The sequence below is a fragment of the Mycobacterium sp. 4D054 genome, assembly GCF_052245755.1.
Lineage (GTDB): Bacteria > Actinomycetota > Actinomycetes > Mycobacteriales > Mycobacteriaceae > Mycobacterium.
Genome location: NZ_JBQQCF010000017.1, coordinates 25,027 through 43,458, shown reverse-complemented (window position 1 = coordinate 43,458; position 18,432 = coordinate 25,027). Strand labels below are relative to the sequence as shown.

At 68.4% G+C, this 18,432-nt stretch carries 18 protein-coding genes; 7 read left to right on the top strand and 11 right to left on the bottom strand.

Going from position 1 to position 18,432, the window contains the following annotated elements:
- Positions 1-81 precede the first annotated feature (81 nt).
- From ACTWP6_RS14335 to ACTWP6_RS14325, 3 genes are read right to left on the bottom strand one after another with little or no spacing between them, the layout of a single operon-like run.
- The gene (locus ACTWP6_RS14335; protein WP_443188036.1) at positions 82-984 is read right to left on the bottom strand and encodes an aldose 1-epimerase; all 903 of its coding nucleotides are present in this window, start codon (positions 982-984) and stop codon (positions 82-84) included.
- Positions 985-1,008: 24 nt separating this feature from the next.
- Positions 1,009-2,175, bottom strand: a complete 1,167-nt coding sequence (locus ACTWP6_RS14330) for an FAD-binding oxidoreductase (protein ID WP_443188035.1) — start codon at positions 2,173-2,175, stop codon at positions 1,009-1,011.
- 11 nt (positions 2,176-2,186) lie between these two features.
- Complete coding sequence (locus ACTWP6_RS14325; RefSeq protein ID WP_443188034.1) at positions 2,187-3,185, bottom strand: ABC transporter permease; 999 nt, start codon at positions 3,183-3,185, stop codon at positions 2,187-2,189.
- Between the two features lie 97 nt (positions 3,186-3,282).
- On the opposite strand from ACTWP6_RS14325, the gene ACTWP6_RS14320 reads away from it, so the two are divergent.
- Positions 3,283-3,918: a TetR/AcrR family transcriptional regulator gene (locus ACTWP6_RS14320; protein ID WP_260756657.1), complete on the top strand. Its 636-nt coding sequence runs from the start codon at positions 3,283-3,285 to the stop codon at positions 3,916-3,918.
- Here the strand turns inward: ACTWP6_RS14320 and ACTWP6_RS14315 are convergent.
- Positions 3,907-4,584, bottom strand: coding sequence for a GAP family protein (locus tag ACTWP6_RS14315; protein ID WP_260756658.1), 678 nt, complete (start codon positions 4,582-4,584; stop codon positions 3,907-3,909). The genes ACTWP6_RS14320 and ACTWP6_RS14315 overlap by 12 nt on opposite strands.
- 96 nt (positions 4,585-4,680) lie before the next feature.
- On the opposite strand from ACTWP6_RS14315, the gene ACTWP6_RS14310 reads away from it, so the two are divergent.
- On the top strand, positions 4,681-5,034 hold the full coding sequence (locus tag ACTWP6_RS14310; RefSeq protein ID WP_260756659.1) for a VOC family protein: 354 nt from the start codon (positions 4,681-4,683) through the stop codon (positions 5,032-5,034).
- A 44-nt stretch (positions 5,035-5,078) separates the two neighbouring features.
- Here ACTWP6_RS14310 and ACTWP6_RS14305 read toward each other — a convergent pair whose 3' ends face one another.
- From ACTWP6_RS14305 to ACTWP6_RS14285, 5 genes are all read right to left on the bottom strand, one after another.
- The gene (locus ACTWP6_RS14305) at positions 5,079-6,362 is read right to left on the bottom strand and encodes an LLM class flavin-dependent oxidoreductase (protein WP_443188060.1); all 1,284 of its coding nucleotides are present in this window, start codon (positions 6,360-6,362) and stop codon (positions 5,079-5,081) included.
- A 27-nt stretch (positions 6,363-6,389) separates the two neighbouring features.
- Positions 6,390-7,715 (bottom strand): LLM class flavin-dependent oxidoreductase, encoded by a 1,326-nt coding sequence (locus ACTWP6_RS14300; protein WP_260756661.1) that lies wholly within the window; start codon positions 7,713-7,715, stop codon positions 6,390-6,392.
- Positions 7,712-8,038, bottom strand: a complete 327-nt coding sequence (locus ACTWP6_RS14295; RefSeq protein ID WP_260756663.1) for a hypothetical protein — start codon at positions 8,036-8,038, stop codon at positions 7,712-7,714. The genes ACTWP6_RS14300 and ACTWP6_RS14295 overlap by 4 nt, the downstream gene beginning before the upstream one ends.
- Positions 8,035-9,543 carry a sodium:solute symporter family protein gene (locus tag ACTWP6_RS14290; protein WP_260756664.1) on the bottom strand — a complete coding sequence of 503 codons (1,509 nt, stop codon included), beginning with the start codon at positions 9,541-9,543 and terminating at the stop codon, positions 8,035-8,037. The genes ACTWP6_RS14295 and ACTWP6_RS14290 overlap by 4 nt, the downstream gene beginning before the upstream one ends.
- Before the next feature lie 214 nt (positions 9,544-9,757).
- A complete protein-coding gene (locus ACTWP6_RS14285) occupies positions 9,758-10,381 on the bottom strand; it encodes a hypothetical protein (RefSeq protein WP_260756665.1) in 624 nt (207 codons plus the stop codon).
- Between the two features lie 184 nt (positions 10,382-10,565).
- Here ACTWP6_RS14285 and clpB point away from each other — a divergent pair, with 184 nt between their 5' ends.
- From clpB to ACTWP6_RS14260, 5 genes are all read left to right on the top strand, one after another.
- Positions 10,566-13,112, top strand: coding sequence for an ATP-dependent chaperone ClpB (gene clpB, locus ACTWP6_RS14280; RefSeq protein ID WP_443188033.1), 2,547 nt, complete (start codon positions 10,566-10,568; stop codon positions 13,110-13,112).
- A 135-nt stretch (positions 13,113-13,247) separates the two neighbouring features.
- The gene (gene ttfA, locus ACTWP6_RS14275) at positions 13,248-14,030 is read left to right on the top strand and encodes a trehalose monomycolate transport factor TtfA (RefSeq protein ID WP_260756668.1); all 783 of its coding nucleotides are present in this window, start codon (positions 13,248-13,250) and stop codon (positions 14,028-14,030) included.
- Positions 14,031-14,044: 14 nt separating this feature from the next.
- Positions 14,045-14,821, top strand: coding sequence for an SDR family NAD(P)-dependent oxidoreductase (locus tag ACTWP6_RS14270; protein WP_260756669.1), 777 nt, complete (start codon positions 14,045-14,047; stop codon positions 14,819-14,821).
- 6 nt (positions 14,822-14,827) lie between these two features.
- Complete coding sequence (locus ACTWP6_RS14265) at positions 14,828-15,721, top strand: hypothetical protein (RefSeq protein WP_260756670.1); 894 nt, start codon at positions 14,828-14,830, stop codon at positions 15,719-15,721.
- Entirely contained in the window at positions 15,714-16,358 is a 645-nt protein-coding gene (locus ACTWP6_RS14260; protein WP_260756671.1) for a TrmH family RNA methyltransferase, read from the top strand. Before ACTWP6_RS14265 ends, ACTWP6_RS14260 begins: the two co-directional genes overlap by 8 nt.
- On the opposite strand, the gene ACTWP6_RS14255 is transcribed toward ACTWP6_RS14260, so the two are convergent.
- On the bottom strand, positions 16,251-17,858 hold the full coding sequence (locus ACTWP6_RS14255) for an MFS transporter (protein WP_260756673.1): 1,608 nt from the start codon (positions 17,856-17,858) through the stop codon (positions 16,251-16,253). The two genes, ACTWP6_RS14260 and ACTWP6_RS14255, sit on opposite strands and share 108 nt — an antisense overlap.
- Complete coding sequence (locus ACTWP6_RS14250; RefSeq protein WP_260756674.1) at positions 17,855-18,394, bottom strand: TetR/AcrR family transcriptional regulator; 540 nt, start codon at positions 18,392-18,394, stop codon at positions 17,855-17,857. Before ACTWP6_RS14250 ends, ACTWP6_RS14255 begins: the two co-directional genes overlap by 4 nt.
- Positions 18,395-18,432: the final 38 nt, after the last annotated feature.

Here is an 18,432-nt window from a genome sequence, read left to right as displayed (position 1 = left end):
ATCGCATTCCACGCGGCCTTTTTCGCGATGTGCCCGCAGGGAATGCGATTTCGGCCTTTTGGAAGTCAGGGCACCTTGGGGTCAGGCGACCTTGATCCGGAACCGGGCCACCGCGGACTCGCCGGGCCGCACCTCGCGGTAACCGCCCTTGCGCAGTGCGTCGGTGGGGGCCGCCATCGGCTCGAAGCACACCACGTCGTCGTTGCCCGGGGCGAAGACCTGTGCGGCGGTGAACCCTTCGTCGAAATGCACCTCGATCCGCCGCCCGCCGCCGGACAGCGCGAACATCGACCCGGGTGCGACCTCGTCGTAGCCGTCGTCGATCACCGTGTCGCCCAGCGTCTCGGAGTGGGCCGGCCGGTCCTCCATGAGCCCCGTCGGGATGCCCCACGCGTTGACCGGGCGGTACCGCATAGGCGGTGTCTCGATCTGCCACTGCGCACGCGGCACGTCGGGCAGTTGTAGGTAGGGATGGAAGCCGAAGCACAGCGGCACCCGGGACCCGGTCGTCGCTGTGACCGTGGTGGTGACGGTGAGTGTGCGGTCGCGCAGTGTCACGTCCAGGGTGAGCAGGTGCGGGAACGGGAAGCTGGCCAGCAGGCCGGGCCGCGCCGCGAAATCCAGTTCGGCGCTCAGCTGCGACTCCAGCATCGTGGTGACGGTCCAGTCGTCATAGGCGGCCAGGATGCCGTGGATCGGGACCCCGTGCTCGTCGGTGCGCACGCCCCCGGTGCCCGGGGTCAGCGTCACCACCGCGCCGTCCACCCCGTAACCGTTGCTGCTGAGGCGGTTGGCCCACGGGTAGAGGATCGGGATCCCCATGGTCTTGTGGTTCGACACGTAGGCGTACAGACCGCGGCGCTGGCCGAGCAGCTCGACCCCGTCGTCGGACAGCGAGGTGCCGACCATGCCGGCGCCCGGAGCGTAGGTCGCGGTCAGCGGGGACGACGGATCACGCAGCGTGACGGTTTCGAACGCGTCCATGGCTGCGATCCTGCCATGCGTTGTTCAGCCCGCCAGCGGGTCGTGCTGGATCCGTTCGGCGGGGGCACCTTTGGCGATCAGGGCCGCCTTGGTGGCCCGCACCATCTCCGGCCGGCCGCAGAGCAGGATCTGCCGGTCGCCCCAGTTGCCGTACCGCGTCACGACCTCGGGCAGCAGACCTGTCTGGCGCACATGCAGTCCACGGGGCGGGGTCGGGTCGGGGAAGTGGGCCGCCCACGGCGGGTCGAAGTTCAGCTCCGAAACCGGTGTGACCGACAGCCACGGATTGGTCGACGCGATCTCCCACAGCGTGCGCAGATCGTAGAGCTCGCACGGGTACTTGGCGCCGAAGAAAAGGTGCACCCGCGGGTTCTCACCGAACCGGGTCAGGTCCATGATCAACGTCCGCAGCGGCGCCAGGCCGGTGCTGCCGGCGACCATGAGCACATCCCCCGCGGCCCGGTCGATCTCCATCGCGCCGTGCGGATTGGCAACCCGCCAGCGGTCACCGGGCCGGGTCTCTCCGACGACGGCGGTGCTGACCATGCCTCCGGCGACCGAGCGGACGTGGAACTCGAGGTAGCCCTGCGGGTCGGCCGGGATCGCCGGGCTCAGGTAGCGCCACCGGCGCGGCCACTGCGGCACCTGCACGGGCACGTACTGACCGGGGTGGTAGGCCAGCGCATGGTCCATCTTGAGCCGGACGACCGAGACGTCGCGGGTGGGCCGGAGGTGTTCGAGCACGGTGCCGTCGCAGAACGGGGGGCTGGTCTCGGCGTCGGCCGCACCGCTCATCACCCCGACGACGAGCTGAACGACGTCGTCGACGGCTTCGGCGAGCCGACGGTCCCACTGCTCCACCAGCGCCTTGCGCAGCGTGTCCAGCAGCGCCTGCTGCATAGTCGCGTAATGCTCCTGTGTGACACCGTACTTGCGGTGGTCGCGGCCGAGCTGGGCCAGGAACGCGACGGGCTCCTCGGCGCGCTGGGCGATGAGCTCGTCGCACAGCCAGCACATGGCTTGCGCGAAGACCTGGCGTTGCTTCTCCATGTCCGGGGGGAACAGGTCGCGCGCGGACAGGTCCGCGGCGAACCATCGGGTATAGAAGTCGGCGATCAGCGACTCGGAGCCGCGGTCGAAGTCGAACGCCCCCCGCAGGATGCGCATCGATTCGCGGTCTTCGAGTCCCACGCCGCACGATCCTAAGTCACGTCGGCGCCTGCGGTCCTGTCGCGAACGGCGGCGACCGCCACCAGCGCTGCGCCGGCCAGTGCCCAGCAGGTCAGCACGATGACGGCGGTTGTGGCGCCGGCGCCGCCGAAGCTCGCCGTTGACCGCAACAGCGTCGCGGTCGCGCCTTGCGGAAGCAGCTGGCCGAACTGGCCCCAGCCGGCGGGCAGCATCTCCGGGGCGCCGGCCAGACCCGACAACGGGTTGCCGACCAGCAGCGCGAGCAGGGCACCGGCGGCCAGGCCCGCTCTGCCGAACAGCGAGCCGAGGCCGAAGATGAACAGCAGCGTCGCGGCCACCCCGAGCGTGAGCCCGGCGGCCACACCCCAGAAGTTCGCGTCGATCGAACCGAGGACGAATCGCAGCAGCGCGGCGATGGTGACTCCGGCGACGGCGGAGAACACCACGGCGGCGGCGAAGCCGGTCCAGATCTCGCGCCGCAGCGCCAGCACCAGCGCGATGGCGGGCAGAATCGCGGCCAGCGTGATCGGCAGCGCCGACGCGGCCAGACCCGCGCCGCGGGGATCCCGGGCGGTGGGAGGGGCGAGGTCTTCGGTGCGCACCGGTGTGCCGGTCTGCCGTCCCAGCTCGGCGCCCAGCTGGGTCAGCAACTGCGCGACCGCCGGGCTGCCGCCGCTGGCGATCAACAGCGCGGGTTGCTCACCGGGTCGTGACGGGAGCACGAACCCGCCGTAGACGTCCCGGTTCCGGATCGCGTCGCGAAGCGCGGCCTCACCAGGGTAGTAGGTCACCGCGAAGGCGCCCGGCATCTTCTCGTCGAGCATGGTGGCGATCCGGCCGCCGGCGGCTTCCGGTCCGGCCGCACCGATCGGCACGTCGTGCGGGCCTGACCGGGCCGCGGGCAGAGCGAAGGCGAGAGCCACCACCGCGAGCAGCGCGGTGATGGCGACGACGATGCCGCCGGCACGGACGGCGGCCGACGGTTCGGTGTGTGAGCGCGTCGACGTCATGACGGTCTCTTTTCATCAGTCGTTGAAATGCTGGTGAGAAGAGCGTAAGCCTGATCCGGCCGTAATTCAACGATGATTGAAATGGTAGCGTCGGTGCATGCCGCGACCAGCCGGAACAACGAGGCGCCGGGGCCGTCGTCAGGGCGAGCCGGTGTCCAGGGACGCGGTGCTGGCGGCGGCGAAGCTACGCTTCGCACGCGACGGTTACGAGAGGACCACGCTGCGCGCGATCGCCGACGACGCCCGGGTGGATCCGTCGATGGTGCTGTATCTGTTCGGTTCCAAGGAGCAGCTGTTCCGCGAGGCGCTGCGCCTGATCATCGACCCCGCGGTACTGGTCGCGGCGCTCGCCGGTTCGGATGGGGACGACGCCGACATCGGGACCAGGATGGTGCGGACCTATCTGGGGATCTGGGAAGCGCCCGAGAGCGCCGAGTCCATGCGCGCCATGCTCGCGTCGGCCACGTCTAATTCCGATGCGCACGAGGCTTTCCGCACCTTCATGCAGAACTACGTGCTGACCGCGGTGTCCGGGGAGCTCGGCGGCGGTGACCAGGCCAGGCTGCGGGCGATGCTCGCGGCGAGCAGCCTGGTAGGGACCGCGCTGCTGCGGTACGTGATGAGGGTGGCGCCGCTGTCCGAACTGCCGGCCGAGGATGTGGTCAGGCTGCTGGCCCCGACCGTGACGCGGTATCTGACCGCCGATGCCGAGGAGCTGGGCCTACCCGGTTAGGGCGTGAACGCCCTTGTACAGCAACAGAAGACCGATCACGACGAGGATCGCAGCCACCAGAACCGCGTGCTGGCGCTCCATCCACGCGTTGACCCGGTTCAGCGTCGGCTCGAGGCGCCCCCCGGAGATCGCGTAGCCGAGAGTGGGAATCGCGACGGTCATGCCCGCGATCGCGACGAACCAGATCTCGGCGCCCCACACGGCCGGCGATTCCAGTCCCGCCGATCCGATCGCCAAACCCGCTGCGACACAGATGAAGAACACCTTGGGGTTGAGCACGGTCAGCGCCGCCGCCATGCCGAACGCTTGAGGTGGAGTCAGGCCGCTCATGCGCGTCATCCATCCGGGCATGTGCTCGGACTGCTTACGCGTGGCCCAGCGGTAGGCGCCGAAGACGATCAATCCGACGCCGATGACGATGCGCAGCCACGACGCCCAGTTCGGCGGCTTGGTGCCGATCCCGCCGACCAGATCGGACAACTGCAGGAAGATCCCGGTCAGCACGGCCAGGCCGACCAGCCAGCCGATGCAGAACGCCACCCCCGCCGCGCGGGGCCGCGGACTCCGCAGCACCAGGACCGCGGGAATGATCGACAGCGGGGAGAGCGCGATGACAAGGGCGAGTGGAATGAGCTCCGTCAGAATTGGTCCCCAGCTACCCGGCACCGGAAAAACCTAGCAAGGTCCGGACGCGGCTGCGGCCGGAGCGGTGAGATCGGCGGTGGTCCGGAGTCGGTATCCGTGAGAAGAAAGGAGAGCCGCATGTCTATCGCCCACGTACTGGCGGTCGTCCATGTCCGCGACATCGCGATGAGCAGGCAGTGGTACGCATCCCTGTTCGGCCGCGGGGAGGACAACAACCCGATGCCGACCCTGGTCGAATGGCAGGTGCTGCCGGGGGCGTGGGTGCAGGTGTTCCACGACCCGGACAGAGCCGGAACAGACGAGCTCAACGTCGCGGTGGACGATCTGGAGAACCACATCGCCGAGCTGACGCAGCGCGGTCTACACCCCGGCGACATCGTCGACGCGAGTAAAGGGGTGCGGCTGAGCCGCTTCCCGGACCCCGACGGGAACATCATCGGCCTCATCGGGGGATTCCGCGTCGACTACTGATCTGCCGCGTCCCCGGTCGTCATTGCGAGCGGCCCGTAGGCCACCTAGTCGTTGCGGATGTTCGCGCGCAGCGTCCGCCCCGGGTAGCGGGTGCGGTAGCGCCCGCGGCGGACAAGCTCCGGCACGACCAGATCGACGAACTCTTCGAAACACCCAGGGGTGTACGTGGCCAGCAGCATGAAGCCGTCGGCGCCACCGTCGTCGATGAACACTTCCAGCTGATCTGCCACCGACTCCGGCGTGCCGATCACCTGCGGCATCGAAAAGCGGAACGCGTAGATGTCGGCGGCCTCGGCAACGGTCACCCGCTGGCCCGCGCCCGTCGCGACCAACGCGTCCTTGACACCCTGGATTCCGGGAACCGCGACCTCGTCGAGTGGGGTGAGCGGATCGAAGGTCGAGAAGTCCACACCCAGTTGACCGGACAGCATCGCCAGCGACGCCTCCGGCCGCAGCAGCGACCGCAGATGCGCGGCCTTCTCGGACGCCTCGGCGTCGGTCGCGCCGACGATGACCTGCGCGCCGTAGTACAGCTTGACCGCGTCCGGATCACGCCCGGCAGCGGCGACGCGCCCGCGGATGTCGTCGGAGTAGGCCCGCATCGAGGACACCGTCGGCTGGATCGCGAAGATCGCCTCGGCGGTGGACGCGGCAAACTGTCGGCCCGGCTCGCTGGCTCCCGCCTGCCACAACACCGGTCGGCCCTGCGGCGAAGGAGCGACGAAATGTCGTGCGCGGCACTGGAAGTGCTTACCCCCGAAGACGACCTCGCGGATCTTCTCGGGGTGCGCGTAGATGCCGGTAGCCCGGTCGGCGACCACCGCGTCGGGCTGCCACGAATCCCACAACTGACAGCACAGGTCCACATACTCGGCGATGCGCTCGTAGCGGATCGAGCGGTCCGGCATCTCCTGTCCGTAGGCCGCGAACTCCGACGGCGAGTACGACCCGACGATGTTCCACGCGATCCGCCCGCCCGAGAGGTGGTCGAGCGTGGACAGCCGGCGGGCCATCGAGTAGGGATGCTCGAACGCGGTCGACAACGTGATGCCCACTCCGAGATTCGTTGTCGCGCCGGTGATTATCGGCGCCAGTGCCGCCGGCTCATGCGTCGGGGCCTGCACCGCGTACCGCACAGTGGCGTCCGAGCTGTTCTCGAAGGAGTTGTACGGGGCCAGTTCGTCGGCCAGGAACACCGCGTCGAACAGCCCTCGCTCCAGCGTCTTGGCCAGATGTTCCCAGTACGGTGGCGACGCGTAGTCCCAGCCGACCTTGTCCTGCGGGTGGCGCCACATGCCGACTGAGTGACTGCTCACCCCGTGCTGCATGAAGGCGAGAAAATGCGCCTTGCGCAATCAATACTCCTGGAGGCTTTCGCGCAGTGTGGTTCCGGGGTAGCGGGTGCGGAAGCGTCCGCGTCGTTGCAGTTCGGGGACCAGTAGTTCGGTCATGTCGTTGAAGCAGCCCGGCGTGTCGGTGGCCAGCATCATGAAGCCGTTGCAGCCGCCGTCGTCGAGGTACTGCTCCATCTGGTCGGCCACATCGGCCGGCGTGCCGACCGCGACCGGTGCGCCCATGGACACGCCGTAGATCTGGGCGGCCTCGCGCACGGTGACCGGGGCGCCGTCCTTGGCTTCGAGGATGGCGTCGAACAGGCCCCGGATGCCTTGGACGTCGGCGTCGACGACGTTGTCGTCCAGGCCGAGGGTGGAGAAGTCGAACCCGGTGTGCCCGGACAGGATTCCCAGTGCGCTTTCGATCTGGACGTTTTCGACGAACTCGGCGTAGCGGTCGTTGGCGCGGGATTTGTCGCGGTCGATGACGGTTTGCAGGCCGTAGATCAGTTTCACCGACTCCGGGTCGCGGCCGTGGTTGTCGGCGCGGGTGCGGATGTCGTCGGCGTAGGCGCGCATGCTTTTGGGTGTCGGGAAGATGCCGAACACCGACTCGGCGTGCTTGGAGGCGAATTCCCGTCCCTGGTCCGAGGATCCGGCCTGCCACAGCACGGGCCGCTTCTGCGGGGACGGGGCCACGAAGTGGCGACCTTTGGACTGGAAGAACTCGCCCTGGAAGTCGACCTCGCGGACCTTGGCGGGGTCGGCGAAGATCCCGTTCTCGCGGTCGTAGACGATCGCGTCGTCGTCCCAGGAGTCCCACAGCTGATAGAGCAGCTGCATGTACTCCTCGACCACCTCGTAGCGTTTGTCGCGCGGGGTGAGGTTCTGCTTGCCCATCGCCTGGAACTCGCTCTTGGAGTACGAGGTGACGATGTTCCAGCCCACCCGGCCGCCGGTGAGGTGGTCCAGCGTGGACAGCTGGCGGGCCATCATGTACGGCGGCACAAAGGAAGTCGACAACGTGATGCCGATGCCCAGGTGCTTGGTGAACGCCCCGACGATCGGCACCACGCTGGCCGGTTCGTGCACGGGGCACTGGCCGGCGAACTTCACCACCGGATCGGAGTTGCCCTTATAGGTGGTGTACGGGGCCAGCTCGTCGGCGATGAACATCGCGTCGAACAAGCCGCGTTCCATCGTGCGGCCCAGGTCGCGCCAATACTCCGGCCGCGACCAGTGATAGCCCACCTTGTCACGCGGGTGCGCCCACATCGTCGATGCGTGGTTCATCACACCGTGCTGAACGAACCCGAGCAGATGAGCTTTCTTGACGTTCTCGGTCACGGTTGAACTCTCCGGTCGATGATGAAGGCGGTGGCCACGGCCGCGGCGGAGCCGATGGCCAGAACTGCTGGGAGATACCAGAAGACGGGGCTGACACCGAGCAGCACGATTACCGCCGTCGAGGCGGCCACCGCGCCGAGCGCCTTCCAGGCAAAGGTGCCGTGGTCCTCTTCCAGCCCGGCGGTGTCGATCTCGGCGGCCACGCCTAGCTCGGCCGAGGCCAGTACATCGCGGCGCACCCTGAAGAACGCCTGCACGGCCAGCGCCACGTACACCACGCCGACGGCGACGCCGATGACGACGGCGATCCAGAACGCGCTCATCGGACCGGATCCGGTTCCGTCGTCGGGGCAGCGGTCGGCACGTCGCGCTCGGTGAGCGCCTCGCCGCGCCGCGTGAGCGCCTCGTAGTCGAATCTCTGCTGGGACAACAGGCTTATGCCGACGGCAGCCACGAGTGAAATGACCTCCAGGGTGATGATTCCGGGCAGTTCGCCGACGAACTCACGGACGGGGTAGCCGACGGCGATGGCCAGCACGAGGCTGGTGACGAACGCCGTTGAGGTCATGCGCTTCCAGAAGATCGCCAGCCCCAGCGGGATGATCAGCGAGGCCTTGAGGAAGTACACGGTGTTGACCAGATCCACGTAGTCGATGCCGGAGCTGACCACGATGCCGCCGATCACGCCGGCGACGAGGATCGAGGCTTTGGTGTAGCGGAACAATGACTTCGGCGCGATGTCCGGCTTCGCCCGCTTGAGGATGTCGACCGCGACCACCGAGGACAACGCCGAGAACGCCCCGTCGATCGACGAGTAGCAGGCGTTGAGGATGATCAGGACATAGAGGGCGATCAGCACGATCGGCAGACCGAGGTGGCTGATCACGTACGGCCCGATGCCGCCGGGGCCGGCGGCTCCCAGATCCTGCAGCGTCACGCCGAACCCGAGGCCGACCAGGCCGAGCAGGCCGAGCACGATCGGGATCGGGTAAAACCACATGCCGGCCCAGACGAAGGTGCGACCGGCCGACGCGGGCTTTAGCGCCCACGCCTTCTGCCAGAACGTCTGGTCGGCCATCGTCGACGCGAGTAGGCCCAGCGCGAGCGAGATGCCGAAGGCGGCCGCGGCGGAGCCGTCGAGAGCATTGAGCGTGTCGGCCCCTGCCTCGTCGACCTTTTGGAACACCAGCTCGGGCCCGCCGACTTTCTGCAGCACGTACAGCACCACGATCGCCGCGGGCACGGTGATGAGCAGTGTGTTGAACGTCGCCGTGATCGCCGAGGTCCACAGGCCGCCGAAATAGGAGTACACAGTGACCGTCGCCAGCGTCACGATGAGCACCACGGTGGGGTTGAGGCCGAAGATCACGCCCATCACCAACACCACGCCGAACAGGTTGATGAAGATTTCGGCGAGCAGCCCGAGCAGCATCGCCACCAGCATCACCGTCGTGGCGGGTTTGTTCTGGAAGCGTTCGCGGATGAACTCCACGATCGTGTAGCCGGCCGGCATCTGGCGCCGCAGCCGCAGCGCGAACGGCACCATCACCATCACCGCCAGGCCGTTGGGCACCACGAACCAGATCAGGCCGGAGGTACCGAAGCTGAAGGCCTGCGCCGACGACATCATCACCGCCATCGACCAGGTCCACACCGCGATCACCGAGCCGACGCCGAAGCCGAAACCGATACGGCGGTCGGCGATCACGAAATCGTGGGTGTTCCTCACCATCGAGCGGACGGTGAAGGCGACGACGAACATGAAGGCGCCCAGGCCCAGCATCAGGGCGAAGCCGATGCCTGGCGACAGGTCGGACGGATGGAACACGGAGACACTCCTCGGCGCGGTGACATCACCCCAGCAAGGCTGGGCGCAGCGCGTGGGCTGCCGGCCCGGCCAGTGGGTGAGTTGACGGAGCCCGCGACTGGCGAACTCCCGCCACGGTGTGGTGGCTGCGTCAGCATCCGCGTGATGCTTGCTTGAGAAAAGAGTTGGGCTCAGCCTGAGCGGAATTGACGCGGCAGTGGCAGGCCGGGGAGCTTCAGGTGCCCTCGAATTCGTTCTGCCCGAGATTGTCGACGAACCGCGGGCCGAGCAGGTTCAGCTCGCGGCGGTAGTCCGCCGCCCACGTGCCGAACGGGTGATGCGCCAGGTACTCGTTGCGGAACCGGTCGTCCTCGGACACCTCGGTGGTGCAGAACGACGGGATCGCCAGGTCGACCACCGGGCCGTTGCGCTCCACCTCGGCGAGCAGCAGGGGAGCGTTGCCGCCGAGGAACCGGTCGAGGACCCAGCCGTCCTCGCCGAGCCAGACCGACGACCTGACCTTGAGCACGACGTGCTCGGCCCGGGACACGATCTGCCCGGCGACCAACGGATCGAGATCTCGCTCGGCCTCGTAACGGGTGCCGCCGGCCGCAGGGCCTTTGGCCGTCATGGTGCCGATCGCGTCGTCGCCCAGTCTCGTCACCAGGTCCCCGGGAGTTCCACTCAGGTCGGCGGGCGCTGGTCCCTGCAGCCGCACCCGCACCGCGTAGCCGTCGGAAGCGAACAGATAGGCCTGGGCGATCAGGACGGGAGTCGGATCGGAGGCGGCCACAGCGGGCATGTCGCGGACGAAGAACTTCCGTTCGAACTCGAAATCACCGGAGCCGGAGTCGGACATAGGGCGACGCTAACCCGCTGCGGAGCCGGGCACCGGGCACGGCACTCGTGTCCGCCGCCGAAAATCTGGTAAAACTAATCAGACTTGAGCGGAACACACTCAACCTTGACGACGTTGGAGTGGAAGACAAGCATTTCAGGGGCCTGCTGTGCAGCCCTGAATACATATAGGAAAGGGAGGTGTCGTGGACTCGTTCAATCCGACGACCAAGACCCAGGCGGTCCTGACCTCGGCGCTGCAGGCGGCCACCGCCGCGGGGAACCCGCAGATCACGCCCGCGCACCTGCTGATGGCTCTGCTGACGCAGAATGACGGAATCGCCGCACCACTTCTGGAGGCCGTCGGCGTCGAACCCGCGACCGTCCGCGCCGAGACGCAACGGCTGCTCGACCGGTTGCCCAGTGTCACCGGTTCGAGCTCGCAGCCGCAGCTGGCGCCCCAGTCGATCGCGGCGATCACCGCCGCGACCAACCTCGCCACCGAGATGGACGACGAGTACGTCTCCACCGAGCACCTGCTCGTCGGTCTGGCCAGCAACGACACCGATGTTGCGAAACTCCTGACCGGCCACGGCGCGTCCCCGCAGGCGTTGCGGGAGGCGTTCGTCAAGGTGCGCGGCAGTGCCCGCGTCACCAGCCCCGATCCCGAGGGCACCTATCAGGCGCTGGAGAAGTACTCCACCGACCTGACCGCCCGCGCGCGGGAAGGCAAGCTCGATCCGGTCATCGGCCGCGACACCGAGATCCGGCGCGTCGTGCAGGTGCTGAGCCGGCGTACCAAGAACAACCCGGTGCTCATCGGCGAACCCGGCGTCGGCAAGACCGCGATCGTGGAGGGCCTGGCCCAGCGCATCGTCGCCGGCGACGTGCCGGAAAGCCTGCGCGACAAGACCGTCGTGTCGCTCGACCTGGGCTCGATGGTGGCCGGCGCCAAGTATCGCGGTGAGTTCGAGGAACGGCTGAAGGCCGTCCTGGACGACATCAAGAACTCGGCGGGTCAGATCATCACGTTCATCGACGAGTTGCACACCATCGTCGGCGCCGGCGCGACCGGTGAATCGGCGATGGACGCCGGCAACATGATCAAGCCGATGCTGGCCCGCGGTGAGCTGCGGCTGGTCGGCGCGACCACGCTCGATGAGTACCGCAAGTACATCGAGAAGGACGCCGCGCTGGAACGCCGATTCCAGCAGGTGCTGGTCGGCGAACCGTCGGTCGAGGACACCGTCGGCATCCTTCGTGGCCTCAAGGAGCGCTACGAGGTGCACCACGGCGTGCGGATCACCGACTCGGCACTGGTCTCCGCGGCCACGCTGAGCGACCGCTACATCACCGCCCGGTTCCTTCCGGACAAGGCCATCGACCTGGTCGACGAGGCCGCCTCCCGGCTGCGCATGGAGATCGACTCGCGTCCCGTCGAGATCGACGAGGTCGAGCGGCTGGTCCGTCGCCTCGAGATCGAGGAGATGGCGCTGGAGAAGGAATCAGATGCTGCGTCGCGCGACCGTTTGGAGAAGCTGCGCTCCGAACTGGCCGATCAGAAGGAGAAGCTCTCCGAGCTGACCAGCAGGTGGCAGAACGAGAAGAAGGCCATCGATGTCGTCCGCGAGCTCAAGGAACAGCTGGAGGACCTGCGCGGTGCGGCCGACCGGGCCGAACGCGACGGCGATCTGGCCAAGGCCGCCGAGCTGCGGTACGGCCGCATCCCCGAGGTCGAGAAGAAACTCGACGCCGCCGTTCCGCAAGCCGAGGCGCGCGAGAACGTGATGCTCAAGGAGGAGGTCGGCCCCGACGACATTGCCGATGTGGTGTCGGCCTGGACCGGCATCCCGGCCGGCCGGATGCTCGAAGGCGAAACGGCCAAGCTGCTGCGCATGGAGGACGAGCTGGGTAAGCGCGTCGTCGGCCAGAAAGCCGCGGTGCAGGCGGTGTCGGACGCGGTGCGGCGCAGCCGAGCCGGTGTCGCCGACCCGAACCGGCCGACGGGCTCATTCATGTTCCTCGGCCCGACCGGTGTCGGCAAGACCGAGCTAGCCAAGGCGCTGGCGGAGTTCCTGTTCGACGATGAGCGCGCGATGGTCCGCATCGACATGAGCGAGTATGGCGAGAAGCACTCGGTGGCCCGCCTGGTCGGAGCACCTCCCGGCTACGTCGGCTATGACCAGGGCGGTCAGCTGACCGAGGCGGTGCGGCGGCGTCCGTACACGGTGATCCTGTTCGACGAGATCGAGAAGGCCCACCCGGACGTGTTCGACGTGCTGTTGCAGGTGCTCGACGAGGGCAGGCTGACCGACGGCCAGGGCCGCACGGTGGACTTCCGCAACACCATCCTGATCCTGACGTCCAACCTGGGCGCCGGGGGCTCCGAGGAACAGGTGATGGCGGCGGTGCGCTCGGCGTTCAAGCCGGAGTTCATCAACCGGCTCGACGACGTGATCGTCTTCGACGGCCTGGAGCCCGGCGAGCTGGTGTCGATCGTCGACATCCAGCTGCAGCAGCTCGCCAAGCGGTTGGCGCAGCGCAGGCTGACCCTCGAGGTGTCCCTACCGGCCAAGCAGTGGCTCGCCCAGCGCGGGTTCGACCCGCTGTACGGTGCGCGCCCGCTGCGCAGGCTGATCCAGCAGGCGATCGGTGACCAGCTGGCGAAGATGCTGCTCGCGGGCGACGTGCACGACGGCGACGTGGTGCCGGTCAATGTGAGCCCGGACGGCGACAAGCTGGTGCTGGGCTGACCCTCGCCGAAATCGCGTTCCACGCGCTGAATTCGCTACTTGACGCGCGTGGAATGCGATTTCGCGGGAAGGGTGACCGGGTTGTGACCCATTCGGATTCGGAGAGCGCCGTGTCGAGCGGATACTCTTGACGCAATGGTTCCGCTTTGGTTCACGCTGTCCGCACTCTGTTTCGTGGGTGCGGCAGTTCTGCTGTACGTCGACCAGGACCGACGCCGCGGGCTCGGTCGTCGGCGTAAGTCGTGGGCGAAGTCGCACGGTTTCGACTACGAACACGAGTCGACCGACATCCTCAAGCGCTGGAAGCGTGGGGTCATGTCCACCGTCGGCGACGTGACGGCCCGTAACGTGGTGCTCGGGCAGATCCGCGGCGAGGCGGTGTTCATCTTCGATCTCGACGACGTCGCTACCGTGATCGCTCTGCACCGCAAGGTCGGCACCAACGTCGTCGTCGACATGCGTCTCAAGGGCGTCAAGGAGCCCCGCGAGAGCGACATCTGGCTGCTGGGGGCGATCGGTCCGCGCATGGTCTACTCCACGAATCTCGACGCGGCCCGCCGCGCCTGTGACCGCCGCATGGTGACGTTCGCCCACACCGCCCCGGATTGCGCGGAGATCATGTGGAACGAGCAGAACTGGACGCTGATCAGCATGCCGGTCACCAGTACCCGCGCCCAGTGGGACGAGGGGCTGCGCACGGTCCGGCAGTTCAACGACCTGCTGCGGGTGCTGCCGCCGGTCCCGTCCGCGGCCACCGGTCAGCCTGTCGCGCGCCGCACCGGCTCGCCGAGCCGCCCGCTCACCCCCGCCCCGGCGGGGCCGCCGCGGCCCGAGGCCGGTCGGCCCGATCCGCAGCGCCGCACACCGCCACCGCCGCCGCCGCGTAATGGGCGGCAGTCGCCGAACTATCAGCGATAAGTATCCTCTGGGGCATGCCACGCCCCGTCGCTCTGATCACCGGACCGACGTCCGGGCTCGGTGAGGGTTTCGCGCGCCGCTACGCCGCCGACGGCTATGACCTCGTGCTCGTCGCCCGCGACGCCGAGCGGCTGGAACGCCTCGGCGCCGAGCTGCGCGACGAGGCAGGCGCGCACGTCGAGGTGCTGCGCGCCGATCTGGCCGACGCCGCCGACCGCGCCGCCGTCGCCGACCGCCTGCGGGCCGGGGTCGACGTCCTGGTCAACAACGCCGGCTTCGGCACCTCCGGGGAATTCTGGACCGCCGACTACCAGATGCTGCAGGCCCAGCTCGACGTCAATGTCACCGCCGTCATGCAGCTCACCCATGCCGCGCTGCCGTCGATGCTGGCGGCCGGCTCGGGCACCGTGCTCAACGTGGCGTCCGTGGCCGGTCTGCTGCCCGGCCGCGGTTCGACCTATTCGGCGTCCAAGGCGTGGGTGGTGTCATTCTCCGAGGGGCTGGCCAACGGTCTCGGCGGCACCGGGGTGGGCGTGCACGCGGTGTGCCCGGGATTCGTGCACACCGAGTTCCATCAGCGCGCCGGCATCGACATGGCGGGCACCTCGTCGTTGCTGTGGCTGGAGGTCGACGACGTGGTGCGCGAGACGATGGCCGACGTCGCCAAGGGCAAGGTGGTGATCATCCCGGGCCTCCAGTACAAGGCGCTGACGGCCGGTAGCCGGGTCGTTCCGCGAAACCTGGTGCGCGCGTTGACGAAAGTGGTGGGCAAGGGCCGTGGGCGGACCTGAGAACCGGTGCGGGTAATCACGGTGCTGGCGGCGATCCTGCTTGCCGTCACGTCATGCTCCGCGCCGCAGGCCCGTGACGATGTCTTCTCCGCGGCCACCGCGACGATCGGCGAATCGCTGGCCATCCTGGGATGGAACATGTCGGTGGCCAACCTGCGCTTCGACGCCGAGAACGTGCTCGTCGACGTCGACGCGTCCCCGGCGCGGGAAGGTGAACCGCACGCCGCGCCCGAGGACCTCCGGTTCGGTCTCTATGGCGCGCTGGCCCACCCCCTGGAGGCGAACGCGATCGGCGGCTGTGACGACGTGACCAGCCTCGACATCCGACCGCTGACGGCGCCGACCCCGGACCGGCTGACCGGGACGGTCTGCCTCGGCCCGCTGCGCGACCAGTCCCAGGTGCGCGGCGTATACGTGTATTCGCCGCGCGACCGCATGCCCGGCACCACCGTCGCCTACCCCGCCGCGTTCCCGGTCGGGCTGCCGCCGACCACCGGAAGCGACACCGGCCTGTCGTTGAAGACCACCAGCGTCGACGCGTTCCGCGCCGACGGCGCCATGCTGGCTCCGTCGGCGTTGGGGGATCCGGCGGCGTTCCAGGGTGACGGCTACATGCTGCTCGGCCTGCAGATCAGCGGTCTGGCAGCGCGCTACCGCGACGACTCCGCCGAGCGGGGCGGTCCGATGATGGTGGTCACCGCACCGACGCTGCCCGGCAAGGGGCTAAGTCACGCCTGCGGAGTGTACGGGTCGTCGGTGCTGGTGCTGCCCGACGCATCGCGCGACAGCGTGCAGGTGGGTGTGTCGCTGTGCACGCAGGGGGAGATCAACGCGGCGCTGCTGTACGCCACTGTGTCGCTGATCGGCACGAGCGCGGCGCTGTGGACCACCGATGACTGACCAGCCCGGTCCAACCGAATGGGGCCAGGGTCCCGGGGTGGGACCCTGGCAGGGGCCACTCCCGGACGACCCGCGCTTCGACCCTGAACTGCTGCGCACCGGTGACACCCGCAATGTCGTTGACGCATACCGCTATTGGACCCGGGAAGCGATCATCGCCGATATCGATCGGCGCCGGCACCCGCTGCACATCGCGATCGAGAACTTCGGCAACGACGCGAACATCGGCTCGGTGGTGCGGACCGCGAACGCGTTCGCGGTGGACACCGTGCACATCGTCGGCCGCCGCCGCTGGAATCGGCGCGGCGCCATGGTGACCGACCGGTACCAGCGACTGCGCCACCACGACACCACCGCCGACCTCCTCGACTTCGCGGCTGCGGCCGGGCTGGCCGTGGTCGCCGTCGACAACGTCCAGGGTGCGGCCCGCATCGAGGACGTGACACTGCCCCGGGACTGCCTGCTCATCTTCGGGCAGGAAGGACCGGGTATCACCGAGGACGCGAAAGACGGTGCTCCGCTGACGGTTTCAATCGCCCAGTTCGGATCCACGCGCAGTATCAACGCGGGGGTCGCCGCCGGGATCGCGATGCACGCCTGGATCCGTCAGCACGCCGACCTCAACCAGGCGTGGTGAGTCCCCCGGCCGGGGACGTAGCAGCCACCACACCGCGACCGCGGAGGTGAGCAGAAGAACGGCCCCGACCCCGGAAGCCACCGAAAGGCCCTGGGTGAACGATGCTTTCGCGGCGTCGAGCATCACCGCCTGCTGATCGGCGGGCAGCGCCTGGGCGGCGTGGATCGCGCTGGGCAGTGAGTCGCGGGCCTGCTCGGCGAGCCCGGGCGCAAGCTGTGGCGCGAACGCGACGGTGCGGTACACGGCGGTGACGATCGAGCCGAGCATCGCGATGCCCAGCGCCATGCCGAGTTCGTAGGCCGTCTCCGAGACCGCGGCCGCCGCGCCGGCCCGCTCCTTGGGGACGCTGGCCAGGATCACGTCGCTGGCGACGGTGAACGCCAGTCCGAGGCCGACGCCGACCACGAACAACGCGACACCCAGCGGCGGGTACGGCGCGATCGGGGTGAGGATGAGCAGCGTGCCCATCAGCGCGGCCATCGCCACGCCGACGAGGGCGAGTCCGGTGGTCAGCACGGCGCGGTGGGAGAAGTGGCGCACGGCCACGCCGGCAAGCACCCCGAACACCGTGGCCGTCACCGCGGCCGGGAGTTCGGCCAGGCCCGCCTTCAACGGGCCGTACCCGTGCACGAGTTGGAAATACTGGGACAGGAAGAACACCAGGCCGGACAGCCCGAGCACCGACAGCAGGTTCGCGGCCACCACGCCGGAAAACCGTGGGTTGCCGAACAGGCGCACGTCGATCAGCGGCGCCGGAAGCCGCAACTGACGACGGACGAACAGTATGAGCGCCGCGACGCCGGCCAGGCCGGCGATCACCACGTCGGCTCCGATGCCGTGCACCAGCCCGGTGAAGCCCTCCTTCAGCGCGTACACCACGCCGAGCATCCCGGCCATCGACAGCGCGACGCTGGGCAGATCCCACGGACCGGGGTCGGGGTTGCGGTGTTCGGGCAGCAGCAGCACGCCGCCAACGAGCAGGACCGCCATGACCGGGATGTTGATCAGAAATACCGATCCCCACCAGAAGTGCTCCAGCAGAACGCCGCCCACCACCGGTCCGAGCGCGGCGCCGGCCGAGAATGCCGACGCCCACACGCCGACGGCGATGCTGCGCTCGCGCTGATCGGGGAACAGGCCGCGGATCAACGCCAATGTGGCCGGTGTCAGGGTCGCGCCGGCCATCCCGAGCAGCGCTCGGGTGGCGATCAGCATCTGCGGCGACGAAGAGTACGCCGTGACGGCCGAGATGACCGCGAAAGCCGTTGCGCCGCAGAGCAGCAACTTCCGGTGTCCGATCCGGTCGCCGAGGCTGCCCATGCTGATGAGCAGCGCGGCGAGCACGAACGAGTAGATGTCACCGATCCACAGGATCTGGGTGCCGGTGGCGCCGAGGTCGGAGCTGATGAACGGGGTCGCCAGTGCGAGCACCGTGCCGTCGATGCCGATCAGCAGTACGGCCAGTGTCAGGACACCGAGAGCCGCCCAGCGGCGGGTCATGCGCTCACCCCGTGCAGAAGCAAGCCGATGACGAACCGGTCGAAGTCCCGGGCCGCGGCGCGGCCGGCGCGGATCGACCACGCGGTGCTGCCGATGAGGCCGTAGAACGCCTCGGTGAGCCACGCCGCGGTGAGTTCCGGCCGGAACTCGCCGGCGCGCTGCCCGCGCTCGAACAGTGCGGTGATCTCGCTGTCGACGTCGTGCCAGATGTCCAGGGTGGTGTCGACGTCGAGTTCCTGACTCTGGCTGTAGAGCAGCGCCAGATACGGCGAAACCGGTTCGCATGCCGCCACCAGCCTCCGCAGCGCGTCGGTGGCGGTGCCCTCGTGCAGCCGGGCCGTGTCAAGTGCCGCGCGCATTTCGGCGATCGCGAGCTCCTCCAGCGCGGTCATCAACGCGAGCCGGCCCGCGAAGTGGCGGTGCAGCGTCGCGCGGCTCACGCCGACGGCGGTGGCGATCTCGTCCTGGGTCGCGTTCGGCCGGCGGCCGAGGAAGTCGGCGGCGGCGCGGAGCAACTCGTCCCGGGTGGCAGGCATGCGACAACACTAGCTCATGTGAGACATATTTGTCTCAT

Coding starts and splice junctions, on each gene's coding strand:
- ACTWP6_RS14295 (WP_260756663.1), bottom strand. CDS start 8,038: ATGAGCGCGTTCTGGATCGCCGTCGTCATCGGCGTCGCCGTCGGCGTG.
- ttfA (WP_260756668.1), top strand. CDS start 13,248: ATGGTTCCGCTTTGGTTCACGCTGTCCGCACTCTGTTTCGTGGGTGCG.
- ACTWP6_RS14320 (WP_260756657.1), top strand. CDS start 3,283: ATGCCGCGACCAGCCGGAACAACGAGGCGCCGGGGCCGTCGTCAGGGC.
- ACTWP6_RS14335 (WP_443188036.1), bottom strand. CDS start 984: ATGGACGCGTTCGAAACCGTCACGCTGCGTGATCCGTCGTCCCCGCTG.
- ACTWP6_RS14255 (WP_260756673.1), bottom strand. CDS start 17,858: ATGACCCGCCGCTGGGCGGCTCTCGGTGTCCTGACACTGGCCGTACTG.
- ACTWP6_RS14250 (WP_260756674.1), bottom strand. CDS start 18,394: ATGCCTGCCACCCGGGACGAGTTGCTCCGCGCCGCCGCCGACTTCCTC.
- ACTWP6_RS14270 (WP_260756669.1), top strand. CDS start 14,045: ATGCCACGCCCCGTCGCTCTGATCACCGGACCGACGTCCGGGCTCGGT.
- ACTWP6_RS14305 (WP_443188060.1), bottom strand. CDS start 6,362: ATGCAGCACGGGGTGAGCAGTCACTCAGTCGGCATGTGGCGCCACCCG.
- ACTWP6_RS14310 (WP_260756659.1), top strand. CDS start 4,681: ATGTCTATCGCCCACGTACTGGCGGTCGTCCATGTCCGCGACATCGCG.
- ACTWP6_RS14325 (WP_443188034.1), bottom strand. CDS start 3,185: ATGACGTCGACGCGCTCACACACCGAACCGTCGGCCGCCGTCCGTGCC.
- ACTWP6_RS14285 (WP_260756665.1), bottom strand. CDS start 10,381: ATGTCCGACTCCGGCTCCGGTGATTTCGAGTTCGAACGGAAGTTCTTC.
- ACTWP6_RS14260 (WP_260756671.1), top strand. CDS start 15,714: ATGACTGACCAGCCCGGTCCAACCGAATGGGGCCAGGGTCCCGGGGTG.